General features: G+C 60.8%; 14 protein-coding genes and 1 pseudogene. 3 read left to right on the forward strand and 12 right to left on the reverse strand.

Annotated features, from left to right (window positions below; genetic code table 11):
* Positions 1 to 7 precede the first annotated feature (7 nt).
* Both AAEZ05_RS19370 and AAEZ05_RS19375 read right to left on the reverse strand, forming a co-directional pair.
* The gene (locus AAEZ05_RS19370; RefSeq protein ID WP_350648476.1) at positions 8 to 3,109 is read right to left on the reverse strand and encodes a multidrug efflux RND transporter permease subunit; all 3,102 of its coding nucleotides are present in this window, start codon (positions 3,107 to 3,109) and stop codon (positions 8 to 10) included.
* Complete coding sequence (locus AAEZ05_RS19375) at positions 3,106 to 4,266, reverse strand: efflux RND transporter periplasmic adaptor subunit (protein ID WP_045059301.1); 1,161 nt, start codon at positions 4,264 to 4,266, stop codon at positions 3,106 to 3,108. The genes AAEZ05_RS19370 and AAEZ05_RS19375 overlap by 4 nt, the downstream gene beginning before the upstream one ends.
* Positions 4,267 to 4,555: 289 nt before the next feature.
* Here AAEZ05_RS19375 and AAEZ05_RS19380 point away from each other — a divergent pair, with 289 nt between their 5' ends.
* On the forward strand, positions 4,556 to 4,813 hold the full coding sequence (locus tag AAEZ05_RS19380; RefSeq protein WP_045059302.1) for a hypothetical protein: 258 nt from the start codon (positions 4,556 to 4,558) through the stop codon (positions 4,811 to 4,813).
* Between the two features lie 87 nt (positions 4,814 to 4,900).
* Here the strand turns inward: AAEZ05_RS19380 and AAEZ05_RS19385 are convergent, their stop codons facing one another.
* The 5 genes from AAEZ05_RS19385 to norR form a co-directional block, all read right to left on the reverse strand.
* On the reverse strand, positions 4,901 to 5,650 hold the full coding sequence (locus AAEZ05_RS19385; protein ID WP_045059303.1) for a YkgJ family cysteine cluster protein: 750 nt from the start codon (positions 5,648 to 5,650) through the stop codon (positions 4,901 to 4,903).
* An 84-nt stretch (positions 5,651 to 5,734) separates the two neighbouring features.
* Positions 5,735 to 6,061: a hypothetical protein gene (locus AAEZ05_RS19390; protein WP_045059304.1), complete on the reverse strand. Its 327-nt coding sequence runs from the start codon at positions 6,059 to 6,061 to the stop codon at positions 5,735 to 5,737.
* Positions 6,062 to 6,218: 157 nt separating this feature from the next.
* Positions 6,219 to 6,677, reverse strand: coding sequence for a GNAT family N-acetyltransferase (locus tag AAEZ05_RS19395; protein WP_045059305.1), 459 nt, complete (start codon positions 6,675 to 6,677; stop codon positions 6,219 to 6,221).
* A gap of 27 nt (positions 6,678 to 6,704) precedes the next feature.
* Positions 6,705 to 7,607: a chemotaxis protein CheV gene (locus tag AAEZ05_RS19400; RefSeq protein ID WP_045059306.1), complete on the reverse strand. Its 903-nt coding sequence runs from the start codon at positions 7,605 to 7,607 to the stop codon at positions 6,705 to 6,707.
* A 137-nt stretch (positions 7,608 to 7,744) separates the two neighbouring features.
* Positions 7,745 to 9,295: a nitric oxide reductase transcriptional regulator NorR gene (gene norR, locus AAEZ05_RS19405; RefSeq protein WP_045059307.1), complete on the reverse strand. Its 1,551-nt coding sequence runs from the start codon at positions 9,293 to 9,295 to the stop codon at positions 7,745 to 7,747.
* A gap of 146 nt (positions 9,296 to 9,441) precedes the next feature.
* On the opposite strand from norR, the gene hmpA reads away from it, so the two are divergent.
* A complete protein-coding gene (gene hmpA, locus AAEZ05_RS19410; RefSeq protein WP_045062108.1) occupies positions 9,442 to 10,620 on the forward strand; it encodes an NO-inducible flavohemoprotein in 1,179 nt (392 codons plus the stop codon).
* Positions 10,621 to 10,820: 200 nt separating this feature from the next.
* Here hmpA and AAEZ05_RS19415 read toward each other — a convergent pair whose 3' ends face one another.
* From AAEZ05_RS19415 to AAEZ05_RS19435, 5 genes and pseudogenes are all read right to left on the reverse strand, one after another.
* Positions 10,821 to 11,447, reverse strand: a complete 627-nt coding sequence (locus tag AAEZ05_RS19415) for a helix-turn-helix transcriptional regulator (protein WP_350648479.1) — start codon at positions 11,445 to 11,447, stop codon at positions 10,821 to 10,823.
* Between the two features lie 81 nt (positions 11,448 to 11,528).
* Entirely contained in the window at positions 11,529 to 12,665 is a 1,137-nt protein-coding gene (locus AAEZ05_RS19420) for an NAD(P)/FAD-dependent oxidoreductase (RefSeq protein WP_045062110.1), read from the reverse strand.
* A 147-nt stretch (positions 12,666 to 12,812) separates the two neighbouring features.
* On the reverse strand, positions 12,813 to 13,760 hold the full coding sequence (locus AAEZ05_RS19425; protein ID WP_205891618.1) for an ornithine cyclodeaminase family protein: 948 nt from the start codon (positions 13,758 to 13,760) through the stop codon (positions 12,813 to 12,815).
* Positions 13,761 to 13,900: 140 nt separating this feature from the next.
* Positions 13,901 to 15,388, reverse strand: coding sequence for an ATP-dependent RNA helicase RhlB (gene rhlB / locus AAEZ05_RS19430; protein ID WP_045062112.1), 1,488 nt, complete (start codon positions 15,386 to 15,388; stop codon positions 13,901 to 13,903).
* Between the two features lie 96 nt (positions 15,389 to 15,484).
* Positions 15,485 to 16,182, reverse strand: a pseudogene (locus AAEZ05_RS19435) (alpha/beta hydrolase).
* 469 nt (positions 16,183 to 16,651) lie between these two features.
* Here AAEZ05_RS19435 and AAEZ05_RS19440 point away from each other — a divergent pair.
* Complete coding sequence (locus AAEZ05_RS19440; RefSeq protein WP_045062114.1) at positions 16,652 to 17,683, forward strand: amino acid ABC transporter substrate-binding protein; 1,032 nt, start codon at positions 16,652 to 16,654, stop codon at positions 17,681 to 17,683.
* The last annotated feature ends 55 nt before the right edge of the window (positions 17,684 to 17,738 follow it).

Here is a 17,738-nt window from a genome sequence, read left to right on the forward strand (position 1 = left end):
CCCCGCCTCAGTCTGTGGTCGCCAGCGCCGCTACCGGGGCTGGTTCAGGTCGATGGAATAGCCGCTCCAGCCACAAGTATATGACCGGCGTGGTGAACAGCGTCAGCGCCTGGCTCACCAGCAGGCCACCGACCACCGCAATCCCCAGTGGCTGGCGCAGTTCGGCGCCGGTGCCGTAGCCGAGCATCAACGGCAAGGCGCCCAGCAGTGCGGCGAGGGTGGTCATGATGATCGGCCGGAACCGCGTGATACAGGCTTCATAGATGGCTTCTTGCGGTGTCAGGCCACGGTTGCGCTGGGCATCGAGGGCAAAATCAATCATCAGGATACCGTTTTTCTTCACGATGCCGATCAGCAGTACCAGGCCGATCAGCGCCATGATCGAAAAGTCCTGCCCGCAGATCCACAGCATGATCACGGCCCCGAGCCCCGCCGATGGCAGCGTCGAGATAATGGTCAGCGGGTGGACAAAGCTCTCGTAGAGCACGCCGAGGATGATGTACACGGCCACCAGCGCCGCCAGGATCAGCCACGGCTGGCTGGCCAGCGAACTCTGGAAGGCCTGGGCTGCGCCCTGGAAATTACCGCTCATGGCGGCCGGCATGCCGATCTCGGCCTTGGCCTGGTTGAGCATGATCACTGCATCGCCCAAGGCCACGCCGGGGGCCAGGTTGAATGACAGGTTGGCGGCCGGGAACATGCCATCGTGGGCAATGGACAGCGGGCCCACCGTTGGCGCATCGAATCGGGCGAGGGCCGAAAGGGGCACCATTTCCCCGCTCAATGGCGAGCGCAGATAGAAATAGTTGAGGCTTTCTGCTTTGCCGCGTTGCCGGGTGTCCAGCTCCAGAATGACGTTGTACTGGTTGATCTGGGTCTGAAATTCGTTGATCTGGCGCTGGCCGAAGGCGTCGTACAGCGCTTCGTCGACATCGCTTGCGGTCAGGCCGAAACGCGCGGCGGCGCTGCGGTCGATGCTGATGTGGGTGATGCTGCCGCCCAGTTGCAGGTCGTTGGAGATGTCGCGGAACGCCGGATTGCTGCGCAGCTTGTCGGTCAGGCGCTGGGTCCAGGTGCTGAGCGTCGCGCCGTCGTTGCTCTTGAGCACGTATTGATACTGCGCGCGGCTGGGGCCGGAGCTCAGGTTGATGTCCTGGCCGGCACGCAGGTACAGCACGATGCCGGGGACTTTCATCAATTGCGGACGAATCCGGTCGATGAACTCGCTGGCCGAGACATCACGGTCGCCGCGTTTTTTCAGGGATATCCAGAACCGGCCGTTGGCGATGGTCTGGTTGCTGCCCGACACGCCGACCGAATGGGAGAACGCCTGCACGGCCGGGTCGGCGGCGACAATCTCGGCCATGGCCAGGTGTTTTTTCACCATGTCACCGTAGGAAATATCCGCAGCGGCTTCGGTGGTGCCCAGGACGAACCCGGTGTCCTGCACCGGAAAGAAACCCTTGGGAATGAATATGTAGCCGGCAATGGCCAGGCCCAACGAAACGCCGAACACCCCGATCATCAGCTTCTGGTGCGCCAGGGCACGACGCAAGCCTTTTTCGTACCACCCCAGCAGGCGTTCGCCGAACCCCGGCTTGCGGTTGGCATGATGCACCGGCGCACGCATGAACAGCGCGGCCAGGGTCGGCGCGAGGGTCAGCGACACTACGACCGAAATCATTATGGTAGCGGTGGCGGTCAGGGCGAACTCCTTGAACAGCCGCCCGACCACGCCGCCCATGAACAGCAGCGGGATGAACGCCGCCACCAGCGAGAAGCTGATCGAGACCACGGTGAAACCGATCTCGCCCGCACCCTTGATCGCCGCCTCGCGCATGCCATCGCCGGCCTCCAGGTGACGGTGGATGTTCTCCACCACCACAATCGCATCGTCGACCACAAACCCCACGGCCACCACGATGGCAACCAGGGTCAGGTTATTCAGGCTGAAGCCCATGATGTACATCAGGGCGAAACTGGCGACCAGCGAAACCCCCAGTACCGCCGAGACGATCAGCGTTGCGGAGAGCTGGCGCAGGAACAGCGCCATGACCGCGACGACCAGGGCGATTGCGATCAGCAGGGTAATTTCCACCTCGTGCAGCGACGCACGGATGGTCTGCGTGCGGTCGATCAGCACCTTGACCTGGACCGAGGCCGGCAACATGGCCTCCAGGCCGGGCAACGCGGCCTGGATGCGGTCGACTGTTTCGACAATGTTGGCCCCCGGCTGGCGCGAGATCACCAGGTTCACCCCGGGTTGATCACCGGCCCAGGCTTGCACGTAGGCATCTTCCGAACCGTTGACGACTTTGGCCACGTCCTTGAGATGAACCGGGGCACCGTCCTTGTAGGAAACAATGAGTTGGCCGTATTCCTCGGGGTGGAACAACTGATCGTTGGTTGACAGGGTCGAGATGCTTGATTCGCCGTACAGCGCACCCTTGGCCAGGTTGAGGCTGGTTTGCTGAATGGCCACGCGGATGTCGGCCAGGGTCAGGCCGATCGCTGCGAGCTTGTCTGCGGAAGCCTGGACGCGGATTGCCGGACGCTGCTGACCGGTAATATTGATTTGGCCTACGCCGTCGATCTGACTGATCTGCCGCGCCAGCAGGGTTTCCACCAGATCGCTGAGTTCCGGGCCGGGCAGCAGGGTCGAATTGATGCTGAGGATCAGCACCGGGCTGTCGGCCGGGTTGACCTTGCGCCAGGTTGGCAGGTTAGGCATGTCCTTGGGCAGTTTGCCTGAGGCCGTGTTGATCGCCGCCTGCACTTCCTGGGCGGCGGTGTCGATGCTTTTGTCGAGGGTGAACTGCAGGGTCAGGTTGGTCGAGCCCAGGGCGCTGCTCGAGGTCATCTGGGTCACGCCGGGGATGGCGCTGAATTGCACTTCAAGCGGCGTGGCCACCGATGAAGCCATGGTTTCCGGGCTGGCCCCGGGCAATTGCGCAGCCACCTGGATGGTGGGGAATTCGGCTTCCGGCAGCGGCGCGATCGGCAATTTCGGGAACGCGATCACCCCGAGCAGCACCAGGGCGAACGTCAGCAGGATCGTCGCGACCGGATGATCGATGCACCAGGCGGAAACCGAACCGCGGCCTTTCATGACTTGGGCTCCGACTGCACGACCTGCGGCGGCTCGGTCAGCACCTGCACCGTGGAGCCGGGCTTGAGCCGGGATTGACCGTCACTGACCAGTACATCGCCGGGCTTCACGCCCTTGATAATGTCCTGCCCGCTGCCTTGATACACCATCTGCACAGGGACGATTTCAACCTTGTCACCCTTGACCCGGTAGACGAAATGTTGATCAAGCCCGCGCTGTACGACCGTGGGTGGAACCACCAGCGCGGCTTTATCCAGGGCTGTCTGAATTTTTACCGTCACCAGCAGGCCGGGCCAGAGTTTTTGCCCGGGATTGTTGAATTCGGCCTTGGCGCGGATGGTCCCGGTGTTCGCATTGATCTGGTTGTCGATCAGCGTCAGATGCCCCTCGCCCAACAGGTTGCCGGTCTCGCCGTCGGTGTCGGCACCGATGTAGGCAGATACCTGCGCATGCTCGGGGTCGTTGATCAGGCCTTGCAGGGTCGGCAGCATTTGCTGGGGCAGGGAAAACTCCACGGCAATCGGGTCGATCTGGGTCACCGTGAATAGCCCCTGCGTATCGGTCATGCGCAGGACATTGCCTTCGTCTACCGTGCGAATACCCACTCGCCCGGTGACCGGGGAGCGAATCTGCGTGTAGGAAAGTTGTACTTGCGCCGCATCGATCGAGGCCTGGTTACCTTGGGCCGTGGCCTTGAGCTGGTTGACCAGCGCCTGCTGCTGATCATAGGTCTGCTTCGACACGCCATCGTCGACGCTGAGCAATTTGTAGCGCTTGAGGTTGACCAGTGCCACCTGCAACTGCGCCTGGCTTTCACCCAATTGCGCGCGGGCCTGATCAAGGTTGGCGCGAATCGTGCGGTCATCGATGGTGGCGAGCAGGTCGCCTGCTTTCACCAATTGTCCTTCCTTGACCAGCAATTTGGTGAGCACACCATCGATCTGCGGACGCACCACCACACTGTGCAGGGACAGCACTGAACCAATGCCGCTGACAAAGCGCGGAACATCTTTTTCAGCGACGTTCACTACGCGCACGGGAATGGCGTTCGGCGTGGCCAGTTTCGCCGTGGCTGGCTTGCTCAGGTACCAGATGCCCAGCGCAATCAGCGCGATCAGAAGGGTGGCGAGCAGGGCGGTCTTTTTCTGGATTCGCATGCGAGTGGGGCGCCGGGCAGAAGATCGAAATGGGAGGGAGATTTATACCTCCCTTATAGCCCTGTTACACCGTCAGCAAAGTGACTGCCAACTGACAGCGCTGTCAGTTTGGTCGCCAAGGCTGTAAGAGGCACCGTCACCTACCCGTAGGCAGCGGTTGTCAGCAGGCGTTGAAAATTCTTGCAGTGCCGACCGAAGGTGCGCGTGCGTGGGTCGGCCGGGCAGGTATACTGCCGCCTTTCGCGGCTCGCTGACCGGGCCCGACTCTTTTGCATCACCCGGAGCTTTCATGACTTCCCCGACACAACCGCCGGTTGCCGACGCTTCGAGCGACGCCTCGGCAGACCTGCCAGACAGCGTCGACTCCAACGCAGACAGCGAAACCAAAACTGCAATCCCGGCCTTCAAGTTCCCGTTCAAGCCAGGTGAGCTGGCTGCGACAAAAAACGCCAGCCAGCCCTGGTACAAGAATGGCGCGAAGAATGGCCACACCAAGACCCCAGGCGCTGCGCCTCCGGGTACCCGTCGTTCGATGGGTAAGCGCTAGGCTTCTGGATAATTGCTGATGGGTGCACTGCCATCGCGAGCAGGCTCGTTCCCACAGGGGCGGGCTTGGCCGCGATAGGTGTTCAGATCAGGCCGACCGCAACGAAATAAACGCATAGTTTTGCGCTGCCTCGCTGGTCACCTCGGCACCGGCGGCTTGCACCTGGCCGGCGATGTCGTCGCCTGACACATGGAACAGCCACTCACTGGCCCATTCCGGCAGCGTCTGGCCGGCCAGCTCATCGAAGATCGTGGCAAATTCCGCCATATCCGGCAGGTACGCGGTGAACCCGTCGCCCTTCAACGCCGTGGTGCGAATGCCCAATAGCGCGCACATCGCATCCTTGACCAGCACGTCGTCGCGGTCCGCCTGGCGGGAGCGCTGGATCAGCTCGGCCAGTGGCTGATCGACCAGGGTGCCGCCGACGATCAGGTCCGGGCCGCTTTCCCACGATTGTGGCGGGCATTCCTTCACCGCGATGTCGAGCGGAATGTGCGGATTGATCTCCATGGGGTAGATGCGGCAGACCAACGGGCGGCGGTCATAGATGCGACACAGGTTGTCTTCGTCAAGATTCCGGCAGCGACCCTGGTTGTAGGCGGCAAAGGTAATGGCCACGAAGGCCTCGGTTTCGCCGCTGCTGACCTGCACCGAGCGACGCTCGGCATGTTCGCGTTGCTGCACTGGCAGGCCCAGGCCATTAGCGAGAAAACCCTCGACCAGCACGATCACCTGACCGCCGTCAGCGGCCCACATGCGGGCTTCATCCAGGGTCAGGGGGACATGGTGATCGGTGCAGCATTTGCCACAACCTACGCAGGAAAACGTCGTATTCATTGAGCAGTCAGTCGCATCCGAGGGCAGTCAAGCGGTGACGGAAAATCACCACGCAGGCCTGCCTGGAAGCAAGTTATGCGCCATTCACCGGTTTTTGGCCGGAGGGCGGATGGAATCCCACTCGGTGACATAGGCTGTTTTGCTTTTCTTGTTGTAGAGGCACAGCTCGGTGCCTTGCTGGCCTTTCATGTGTTTTTGCGGGTACTGGCCTTGCAGCAGCAGTGCGGTGTACTCGACCCGGTCATCGAATTGAGCGGCGTTGCCAACCGGTTTGGCGTTCTTCAGGCCGCTCGCCTTGGTGCAACTGGTGAGCACAGCCTTGTCGAAGGCGGCCCAGGCGTCGGAGCTGGAAGCCTGGGCCTGGGTGGCGAGGGCGCCGAGGCAGATGAAGGTCAGGGTGATTGCTTTCATGGGTTCCGGGATCCTGGGGCATGGGTTGTCCGAAGTTGGAGTATGCCTCCACAGGATAAGTTTGCCCGACCGCCAAAAGATCGCAGCCTTCGGCAGCTCCTATAGGGTCGACCGCGTTCGTCTGCAGGAGCTGCCGCAGGCTGCGATCCTGGCGATATCAGGCAGGTACCGGTTCGCGCCGAACCACATACATCCCGACATGCTCATACAATCGCTGCGCCTTCAGGTTGTCTTCCAGCACCTTCAAATCGACAAATCCTTCGCGCCGACACTGGAATATGTTGAAAGCATGGAGCAGCAGTGCCTGGCCTAAACCTCGGCCTTGGGCCCGCGGATGCACCACCAGGTTTTTGATGTAGGCACTCGTCCAGCACTGGCAGACACCCACAATCCCTTCATCGTCCAGCGCGATGAAGCACAGGGATGGGTCGTACTCGGGATCGGTTTCAAAACGCCTTTGCCAGGTATCCAGGGCCGGCACGCGACCGCCACCGTGCAGATAACCCTGTTCCATCAAACGATGAACGGCTTCAGCCAGGTCCGGGCGGTACTCGCAGAGGACAATACCCTGCGGCCAAGTGATCGCAGGCACCGCTGCAGCGAGGTTGCGCCGCATCAGAAAACAGAAATCCTTGCTCACACCTTAATGACCCTGTTCTGCAACGGTCTTGGCGGCTTCGATCAGGCACTTGGTCAGTTCCGGCGAGGAGAACTTGGTCAACACGGCGTTGGCGCCGGCAAGACGAGCCTTTTCGCTGTTCATCGCACTGTCCAGAGACGTGTGGAGCAACACATAGAGGTGGGAGAAATCCGGGGTTTCACGCAAGGTCCGGGTGAAGGCATAGCCGTCCATCTCCGACATTTCTATGTCTGAAACGATCAGGTTGATCTGCTGTTCGGTGCCTTGCAAGTCCAGCAGGCAATCGATGGCCTCCTTGGCGCTGCGGGCGGTGTGGCATTGCAGGCCGAGGTTGCGCAGGGTGTGCACCGATTGCTGCAATGCGGTCTGGCTGTCATCGACCACCAGGATCCGGGCGTTGCCGAGTATGTCGGCGTCTTCCATGCTGAGTTCGGTCGGTGCCGATTCGATCTGGGCCGGGGCAATGCCGTGGATGACCTTTTCGATATCCAGCACCTGCACCAGCGTGCCATCGACCGAGGTGACCCCGGTGATGTACGAGCGCGAGCCTCCAGAGCCGTAGGGCGGTGGGCGGATATCGGTGGTCAGGCAGTGGACGATCTTGCTCACTGCCTGCACGTGCAGGCCCTGTTTGGAGCGGCTGACATCGGTGACGATCAGGCAGCCACCGTTGGGGTCTTCCAGCGGTCGTTCGCCAATGGCACGGCTGAGGTCAATCACCGACAACGACATTCCGCGCAGGCTGGCGATGCCTTTGACGTGGGGGTGTGACTCCGGCATTTTGGTCAGCGGCGGGCAGGGGATGATTTCACTGACTTTCAGCAGGTTAATCGCCATCAGCTTGCCGCTGCGCAAGGTAAATAGCAGAAGCGAGAGTGAGTCTGCGCGGGCTTTGGTGGAGGACATAAAAACCTTCTGTGGAGAAAGGTGATGGGCGTCTCGGGGACCGCCAACAACTATCGATGCCGGGTTATCGACTTGTTGGGGTCAGGCTTTAGCCTTCAATCGATGTTCGATGGATCAAAAGATCGAACGATCTTCTGTTACTTCATGCCGAGGCGCTTGGCCATGCGTCCAAGGTTCGCCCGGTCCAGGCCCAGCTCCCGCGCCGCGCTGGCCCAATTGTCGTGGTGGCGTTCCAGGCAAGCGCTGATCAGTTGTCGCTGATAATTTTCGGTTGCTTCACGCAGGTCACCCGACACCAGTGCCACCGCTGCACCGGCGGGTTGCTCTGGCACTGCTTCGACGTTGCCGTAGGGCAGGTCCAGATCCGCCGCGCTCAAGGTGAGAATCTTCGGCCGCTCCTTGCAGTGACCCAGCGCCTTCAGGGCGCTGCGGCCAATCAGGTGCTCCAGCTCTCGCACGTTGCCCGGCCAGTCGTAGGCCAGCAACGCGGCCTGGGCATCGCTGCTCAGACGCAGGCTGTTGAGGCCCATGCGTGAGCGGTTCTGCTCAAGGAAGTATCCGCTGAGCAACAGTACATCGCGCCCGCGGTCGCGCAGCGCCGGCACCAGCAGGGGATAGACGCTCAGCCGGTGATAAAAATCGGCACGATAGCGACCACTGCGCACTTCCTCGGCCAGGTCGCGGTTGGTCGCGGCAATCAAGCGCACGTTCACCTGATGTTCCTTGTCCGACCCCAGTCGTTGCAGCTGGCCGCTTTGCAGCACGCGCAGCAGTTTGGCCTGCACAGTCAGCGACAGCTCGCCCACTTCGTCGAGAAACAGCGTGCCGCCATTGGCCAGTTCGAATTTGCCGCGCCGGTCATTGGTGGCGCCGGTGAAGGCGCCGCGCACGTGGCCGAATAGCTCGCTTTCCACCAGGGTGTCGGGCAGGGCGGCGCAGTTGAGGCTGATGATCGGTTTGTCGGCGCGGGCGGACGCAGCGTGGATGGCCTGGGCCACCAGTTCCTTGCCGACCCCGGTTTCGCCAGTGATCAGTACGGTGAGGTCGCTGCTGCCCACCAGGTCGATTTCTTCAACCAGGCGTTTGAGCGCCTTGCTCTGGCCAATCATCTCGCGGTTCTGCTGGCCGCTCGCCTGGCGATAAACCTCGGCGCGCTGATGCTCGTCTTCGGCCCTGTTGGCCAGGCGTTCGATCCGTTCGGCTGCATTGACCGTGGCCGCCGCCAGGCTGGCGAACGCTTGCAGCGCATCCAGCTCAATCGGTTCGAAGCGTTGCGGATCGAGGGCATCGAGCGTCAGCAAGCCCCATGGGCGTTCGTCGATAAACAACGGGCAGCCCATGCAGTCATGGACTTCCAGATGCTCATGCAGGCCATCGACCAGCCCATCGTAGGGGTCTGGCAACTCGCTATCGGCGGCAAACCGGGTGGGGCCCGGACTGCTGAGCAGCGCTTCGAAGCGCGGATGCTCGCTGATTTTAAAGCGCCGCCCCAGGGTATCCGTGCTCAGGCCGTCGACTGCCAAGGGCACCAACCATTCGCCATCGATGCGCAGCAGGGCTGCGGCATCGCACGGCAGCAGGGCGCGCATGGCTTCGAGCAGGCGTCGATAACGCTCGCCCTCCGGGAGCTCGCGGGACAGGTCAGAGACCAGCGGGAGCAGCGTGGTGAGCAAGGATTTTGCAGTCATAGTGACTCCATATAGTCGATATGACTATAAATCAAATTAGGTCTAAATGACTATATAGTTGGTAAGCTATTGATATATATGAAAATTAAATCTGGCATGAAAACTGATACGTAAGGGCAAACGAATAGAAACCCAGGAGTTACCTTATGCTGAGCGCTCAAGATCGTGCCATCGTCAAATCCACCGTGCCGTTGCTGGAAAGCGGTGGCGAAACATTAATTACCCATTTCTACCGGATGATGCTCTCCGAGTACCCTGAAGTGCGCCCTTTGTTCAACCAGGCCCACCAGGCCAGTGGTGACCAGCCGCGTGCCCTGGCCAACGGTGTGCTGATGTATGCCCGTCACATCGATCAACTCGACCAGTTGGGTGATCTGGTGGCCAAGATCATCAACAAGCACGTGGCCCTGCAAATCCTGCCGGAGCATTACCCGATCGTTGGCAGCTGTTTGCTGCGTGCCATTTCCGAAGTGCTGGGTGACGAGATCGCCACGCCTGAAGTGATGGCCGCCTGGGGCGCTGCCTATGGTCAGCTGGCCGATATCCTGATCGGCGCGGAAAAAAGCATCTACGACCAGAAGGAACAGGCACCTGGCGGCTGGCGTGGCGCGCGGGAGTTCATCGTGGCGGCCAAGGTCGAGGAGAGTGCGGAGATCATTTCGTTCTACTTCGAGCCTGCCGACAAGGGCCCGATCCTGGCAGCAGAGCCTGGCCAGTACATCGGCATGAAACTGGTACTCGATGGTGAAGAAATTCGCCGTAACTATTCACTGTCGGCCTTGACCAATGGCCAATACCGCATCAGCGTCAAGCGTGAGCACGGCGGTCGTGCCTCCAACCACCTGCACGATCAACTGCACGTCGGTGCGTCCATCCAGCTGTTCCCGCCATCGGGTGAATTTACCTTGAGCGCCAGTAACAAACCCCTGGTGCTGATCAGTGGCGGCGTTGGTATTACCCCGACCCTGGCGATGCTTGAGGCGGCGCTGGCAACTGAGCGTCCGGTGCACTTCATCCATTGCGCGCGCAATGGCAGCGTCCATGCGTTTCGTGACTGGATCGACGGGCTTGCCGAACGTCATCCGCAGCTCAAGCGGTTCTACTGCTATGCCGAAGATGACGGCGTGAGCCCGGCGGCGCACAAGGTGGGGGTGTTGAGCCAGGAACAGTTAGGCGAGTGGTTGCCGCAGGAACGCGATCTGGATGCCTATTTCCTTGGGCCCAAGGGCTTCATGGCGGCGGTCAAGCGCCATCTCAAGGCGCTGGGTGTGCCGGAGAAGCAAAGCCGCTACGAGTTCTTCGGGCCAGCATCCGCGCTGGAATAGCCACCGCACCTTTTGCACGGGCGGATTGCAAAGGTGTAGCTGATGGCCTTATCGCGGGCAAGCCTTGCCCCCACAGGTGGTGAGGTCTGGCAGTGGCGGCAAGCCCTGTAACCACAGTCGGTGAGATCTGTGGGAGCAAGGCTTGCCCGCGATGAGGCCTGTACAGTCACCCCTTGCAAGCCGGCCCCGGGAGAGTCAGGTCAGCCCTTGAGTTCCTTCAAATGTTTGTAAACCGTCGCCCGTCCCATGTTCAGGACATTGGCCACATAGTTGGAGGCGCTTTTGCCTTTGAAGGCGCCTTCGGCGTGCAGAGCCAGGACCAGTTCGCGTTTGTGGTCGCGGGTCAGCATGCTCAGGCTCAGCTGTCGGTCGCGCAGCCAGGCATGGAGGAAGGTGTTGATCCGCTCCTGCCAGTCATCACGGAACAGTGAGTCCGGTTGCGGTATCAGCTTGCTCGGCGACAGGAAAAGATCCAGCGCCGCCTTGGCGTTTTCGAACAGCGAAATATTCAGATTGATGCACAGCACCGCCAAAGGATGGCCAGCGCTGTCACGCAACACGCTGCTCAGGCTGCGAATTTTCTGACCATCCCAGTTGAGCTTTTCATACGGCCCGATGTTCCGTTCGCTGACCTCTTCACTGAGCATGTCTTCCAGCGAGGAATCGTCACCGACTTCACGTTTCGACAGGTTGTTGGCGATGTAGTCGACTTTCTGCGTGCGCAGATCGTGCAGCACCACTTCGGCATGGGGAAAGAACAGCGTCGCAATCGCGTCGCTGATGGCTCGGTAGTTATCCAGGGCCGGATCTTTCTCGGGGGCGTTCATTCAGTGGTGCTCCGGGCGACGTCAGCGCCCATAAGGCAGGGCGCTGGAAGTTTGCAGCAAACGGGAGTGGACGTCACCTGACTACCCCTGTTGGTTCAGGCGGGCGGGGGCGAGCATGGCGGCATTGAGGCCGAATTTCGACAGGGCTTCCGGCAGGTCCTGGCCGCGCACCAGTGCAGCGCTGGCCTGGCCCATCGCTGGAGAGGTCTGAATCCCGTAACCGCCTTGAGCCGCCACCCAGAACAGTCCAGGTACCTGCGGATCGAAGCCGGACAGCAAATCGCCGTCGCTGACAAAACTGCGCAAGCCCGCCCAGGTGCGGGTCGGGCGGCGGATGGTCAGGGTGGTGGCCTCCTCGATCTGGTAGATGCCCATGGCAATGTCCAGCTCTTCGGGTTGCACATCATGGGGTTCGACCGGGTCGGCATTGGCTGGGGAGCCAAGGAACATCCCGGCGTCGGGCTTCATATAGAAGGATTCATCCAGGCTGACCAGCATCGGCCAGTGGTGGATGTCCACGCCTTCGGGCCCGGCAAAGATGAACGCCGCGCGGCGCTTGGGTTGCAGGCCCAGTGGCTGCGCGCCAGCGAGGGCGCCGATTTTGTCCGCCCAGGCGCCTGCCGCATTGATGATGACCGGGGCGCTAAAGGTTTGGCCGTCGGTTTGCACCTGCCAGATGCCCTCGGCGTCCCGGCTCAGGCTCACCACCTGAGTATCGGTCAGAACCTGGCCCTGGTTGCGGCGGATTCCACGCAGGTAACCCTGATGCAGCGCATCGGTATCAATGTCGCTGGCGGTCGGGTCATAGATGGCGCCATGAACTTTTTCCCGGCGCAAGATCGGCAGGCGCACGCACGCTTCCTCGGCGCTGAGCAGCTGCATCTGCGGCACTGTGGCCTTGGCGCTCAGGTACTGGTTCTGCAGTTCGGCAGGGTCGCCGCTGAAGTCCACCGTCATCTCGCCGCGCGGGGTCAGCAGTGGATGTTCGCAGAAGCCTGGCGGTGGCGCATCGAAGAAATCCCGGCTGGCCTGGGTCAATGCCCGAACCTGTGGTGTGCCGTAAGCGGCGGTGTACAACGCCGCGGAACGGCCGGTGGAGTGGTAGCCCGGATGGGATTCGCGTTCGAGCACAATCACCCGCGCGTGCTGCGACAGCCAGAAACCGGTGGAAGCGCCGGCAATGCCGCCGCCGATGATGATGAAGTCTGCCTGGCTCATGCATGTCTCCTGATGGGCGCAAATGCCAATGTTATTGATACCCCCCTGTGTAGAAGCTGCCGCAGGCTGCGATCTTTTGATCTTGCTTTTACCAGGTCAAGATCAAAAGATCGCAGCCTTCGGCAGCTCCTACAGGGGTTGGTGGTGTTAGTGCTGTAGGCGGTAGATGGCATTGGCCAGTGCGATGTCTTCCAGGCCCAGACCGATCGAGCGGAAGAACACGTGGCGATCGTAGGCCGGACGCTGCACTTTTTCGCTCATCAGCTCGGGCAGGTCGCCGACGATACTGTCCTTGTCCCAGCCATGCTGTTCGCCGGCAATCAGCATTTCCCCGGCCGAACCGGGCGTGGTCACACGATAGTCGCAGAACACCTGCATGGCGTTGAGGCAGTGCGGCGGCACTTCGTGAGCCCGTGGCGCGTTGGTGCTGATGGAGGTGATCAGGGCCGGTTTGCTCAAGGTGGACGGGTCGATGACCGGGCCGGCGGAGGAGGTACACAGCATAATCACGTCAGCGTCCAGGACGGCCGCTTCGCGACTGGAAACCAGCGTCAGGCGCGGATCAAGCCCTGTGAGCCGTGCCTTCGCTCCAGCGTCAAGACCGTCCAGGCTCGGGGAATACAGGTTGATGCTCTGCCAGGCACGCAGGCCCTTCACGTAATGCAGGTGCGCCTGGGCCACCTTGCCGCTGCCGATAATTGCCAGGCGCTGCGCTGTTGGCGGCGCCAGGGCATCGACCGCCACGGCGGTGGTCGCTGCCGTACGTGCCGTGGTCAGTTCACCGGCATCACAGAGCAACAGCGGTTGACCGGTCTGCATCGACATCAGCAGCGTCCACGCCGTCACCAACGGGCCTTGCTCGCGCACGATGTAAGGCGACGTCTTGACCCCATAAACGCCATCTTTGGCCAGCACGCCCAAGTAGTTGATGAAGTCGCCAGCGCCTTGGGGGAATTCAACCAGTTGCTGCGCCGGTTGCACCGCGTGGCCTGCGGCCAGGTCACGGAACAGTTTGCGCAGGATCTGCGGCACGTCGATTTGATCGAGCAACTCGCGTGCTTGAGGTTGGGTGATCACGTAAGGCGTGCTGGACATGAACGGCTCCGGAGACTGCATCTGAACTATTTTGTCTATTATGGACTTTTAGTTTATTCCGGCAAGCTCCGTTCGAGAAAAACCAGGCAAAAAAAAGCGCAGTCCGTTGCCGGCTGCGCCTCTTCTACTGCGGCCCGTATTTACGGGCGCTTACGCTCAACCGCACGCAACAAATGGGTCGGCGGCGTCTCGCAGCTGATCTTGCGACCCAGCAGTGCCTCGATGGACGGCAACTGGTAGGAGTCGTCTTCACCGGCGAAGCTGATGGACACGCCATCGGCGCCCGCACGTCCGGTGCGGCCTATACGATGCACGTAGTCGTCCGGCATTTCCGGCAGGGTGAAGTTGATCACGTGGCTGATGCCGTCAATGTGAATGCCGCGACCGGCAACATCGGTGGCGACCAGCACGCGGATCTTGCCTTCGCGGAAGCCTTCCAGCGTCTTGATGCGCTTGTGCTGCGGTACGTCACCGGACAACTGCGCGGCGTTGACGCCATCACGCACCAGCCGTTCTTCGATGCGACGCACTTCGTCCTTGCGGTTGGCGAACACCATCACCCGCTCCCAGCCGTTGTCGTTGACCAGGTTGTAGAGCAGTTTGTATTTGTCGGCACCGGCAACGGCGTAGATGTGCTGCTCGACGTTTTCGCTGGCGACGTTCTGCGACTCGATCTCGACGATCGACGGCTCGGTGGTCCATTGCTTGGCCAGGTTCATCACGTCTTCGGTGAAGGTCGCGGAGAACAGCAGCGTCTGACGCTCGTTCTTCGGCGGGGTCTGGCGAATGATCTGCCGCACCTGCGGAATGAAACCCATGTCGAGCATGCGGTCGGCTTCGTCCAGGACCATGACTTCGACCATGTCCAGGTGCACGTCGCCGCGCTGGTTGAAGTCCAGCAAACGGCCGGGCGTGGCCACGAGGATGTCGCAGTGACGGGCTTCGAGATGCTTGAGCTGCTTGTCGAAGTCCATGCCGCCAACGAACGTCATGACATTGAGGCCGGTGTACTTGGTCAGGTCAGCGGCGTCCTTGGCAATCTGCACCACCAGTTCCCGGGTTGGCGCGATGATCAATGCCCGTGGCTCGCCCATGTAGCGCTCTTTGGGCGGCGGGGTTTGCAGCAACTGGGTGATGATCGAGATCAGGAACGCAGCGGTCTTGCCGGTGCCGGTCTGGGCGCGGCCGATGGCATCCTTGCCAGCGAGGGTAAAGCCCAGCACCTGGGCCTGGATCGGCGTGCAATACGGGAAGCCCAGGTCCTGGATGGCGTGCATCAATTCAGGGGCGAGTTTGAAATCGTGGAAACGGGTTTTGCCTTCCTGGGGTTCGACGACGAAGTCTTCGAGTTTCCAGGGAATAACCGGTGCCTTGGGCTTGGGTTCGCGACGCGGCCTGACAGGCTTGGGGGCTTCGCTGCGCGGCGGCTCGTCGGCTGTTACCTCGACAGTGGGGGCAGCCGGTGGGGTCATCGGCTCGTGCTTGGGTACCGCTGCGGTGGCGGTCCGGCCAGACTGATTACCGTCGGCGCGGTGGCTGGGTGAGTGAGACGGAGCGCTGGAGGCTGGCGCGAGCTGCTCAGTCTCGCTTTTACCGAACATTTTCTTGAGTGCTTTGAGCACGGTCATCTCATCAATTGATTAAGGAATGTACGCCGGCCAGTGTAATGCAAGAATCGGGCGCGGCGTAGTGTGATGATCAAAGGCAGCTTTTACACAGTCTGTTTAGCGTAGGCGCTCGGTCAGCCAGGCGCCGATATCGCTGATCTCTTCGGGTAACACTTCGTGCCCCATTGGGTATTCCTGCCATGTCACGGTAACACTTCGTGCCCCATTGGGTATTCCTGCCATGTCACGGTGACACCACGGGCCTTCAAGTGCTCGTAGGCACTGCGCCCCATCGAATTTTGCACCACCTCATCGTATTGGCCGTGCAGGCACAGCACGGGAATACGCTGCTGGCTGGCGGAAATGTCCAGCTCGTCGCTGAACGTCGGAGCGTAGGTGGAGAGGGCAAGTACGCCACCCAGCGGGCCTTGCCATTTCAGGAAGGCCGCGTGCAACACCACGGCACCGCCCTGGGAAAAACCGGCGAGAAAAATTCGCGAGGCGTCTATTCCGCTGGCGCGCTCGGTTTCGATCAAGTCCAGAACCCGTTTTGCTGACTCATCCAGCTGCTCGCGGCTGATTGCCCGGGCCGGGCTCATGGCCAATATGTCGTACCAGCTGGGCATCTCGTAGCCACCATTTATGGTGACCGCGCGCGTGGGTGCCTGGGGTAAAACAAAGCGGGTGCTCAACAGGGTTTCCTGCAACGCTTCGGCCACTGGCAGGAAGTCATAACGGTCGGCGCCCAGGCCGTGCAGCCAGATAACACAGGCGTCTGCTGGCTTGACGGGTTGAAGAATCAGGGGCTCGGTCATGTTCGCTCCATTTTTGTGCGTGCGCTCTCATTGAGTGCGAGATCTGAGTGCGCGTCTGGTTGATCAGTTAAGAAGATGTCGCAAGGTTACAAGTTTTGCTATTGACCTGTCTTTGAATCGCTTTGGCGGGCGGTCTGGTACGGGCTTTGCTATGGGAAAACCCGAGCAATCAATCCAGCGACTGGCGGTAACACTATCAGTGTACTGCTGGTGGCGGGATAGCAACAAAAATCCGGTGATGGATGTTCGCCAGTGGCCGCTACGGGCTTCGCGAACGTGAAGGGCTACAGCCCGTTCGGCCGACTGGTGAGAAGTGAGTGATCCATGATGTGGATTTTCTCCTACTAGACTCATAGCTAAGGTCCTACGTCGCTTGACCCTAAAAAAAGCCAACACGGGTCAACAACGCCTCATAAGGGTGCGACTGGACTCACGCTCCGACACAACAAGAGCAAAACTGGAGGTTTGAATGAAGATGTTGAAATCCACCCTGGCCGTCGTGACTGCAGCCGCAGTACTTGGCGTCAGCGGGTTCGCTCAGGCGGGTGCAACCCTGGATGCAGTGCAGAAGAAAGGTTTTGTACAGTGCGGTGTAAGTGACGGCCTGCCGGGTTTCTCGGTTCCGGACGCCACTGGCAAGATCCTCGGCATCGATGCTGACTTCTGCCGCGCTGTAGCCGCTGCCGTATTCGGCGACGCGACCAAGGTTAAATTCAGTCAGTTGAACGCCAAGGAGCGCTTCACCGCGCTGCAGTCCGGCGAAATCGACATCCTGTCGCGCAACACCACCATGACCAGCTCCCGTGACGCGGGCATGGGCCTGAAATTTCCAGGCTTCATCACCTACTACGACGGCATCGGCTTCCTGGTAAACAACAAGCTGGGCGTCAAGAGCGCCAAGGAACTGGACGGTGCAACCATCTGCATCCAGGCCGGTACCACCACTGAGCTGAACGTTTCCGACTACTTCCGTGGCAACGGTCTGAAATACACCCCGATCACCTTCGACACCTCCGACGAAAGCGCCAAGTCGCTGGAATCCGGTCGTTGCGACGTGCTGACCTCCGACAAGTCCCAACTGTTCGCCCAGCGCAGCAAGCTGGCCGCGCCGAAAGACTACGTGGTTCTGCCGGAAACCATCTCCAAGGAGCCACTGGGCCCTGTCGTGCGTAACGGCGATGACGAGTGGCTGGCGGTGGTCCGCTGGACTGGCTACGCCATGCTCAACGCTGAAGAAGCCGGCATCACTTCGAAAAACGTCGAAGCTGAAGCCAAGGCCACCAAGAACCCGGACGTCGCTCGTATGCTCGGGGCTGACGGTGAATACGGCAAGGATCTGAAACTGCCGAAAGACTGGGTCGTACAGATCATCAAGCAAGTAGGTAACTACGGCGAAGTGTTCGAGAAAAACCTCGGCAAGGGCACCCCGCTGGAAATCGACCGTGGCCTGAACGCGCTGTGGAACAACGGCGGCATTCAATACGCACCACCAGTGCGCTGATGGTTCTATCACCCGGTGGGCCAACCGCCGGGTGATGTTCTGTTCCATTCTTTGC

It is taken from the genome of Pseudomonas sp. HY13-MNA-CIBAN-0226 (genome assembly GCF_040310305.1).
In the GTDB taxonomy this organism is placed as follows: Bacteria; Pseudomonadota; Gammaproteobacteria; order Pseudomonadales; family Pseudomonadaceae; genus Aquipseudomonas; species Aquipseudomonas gregormendelii.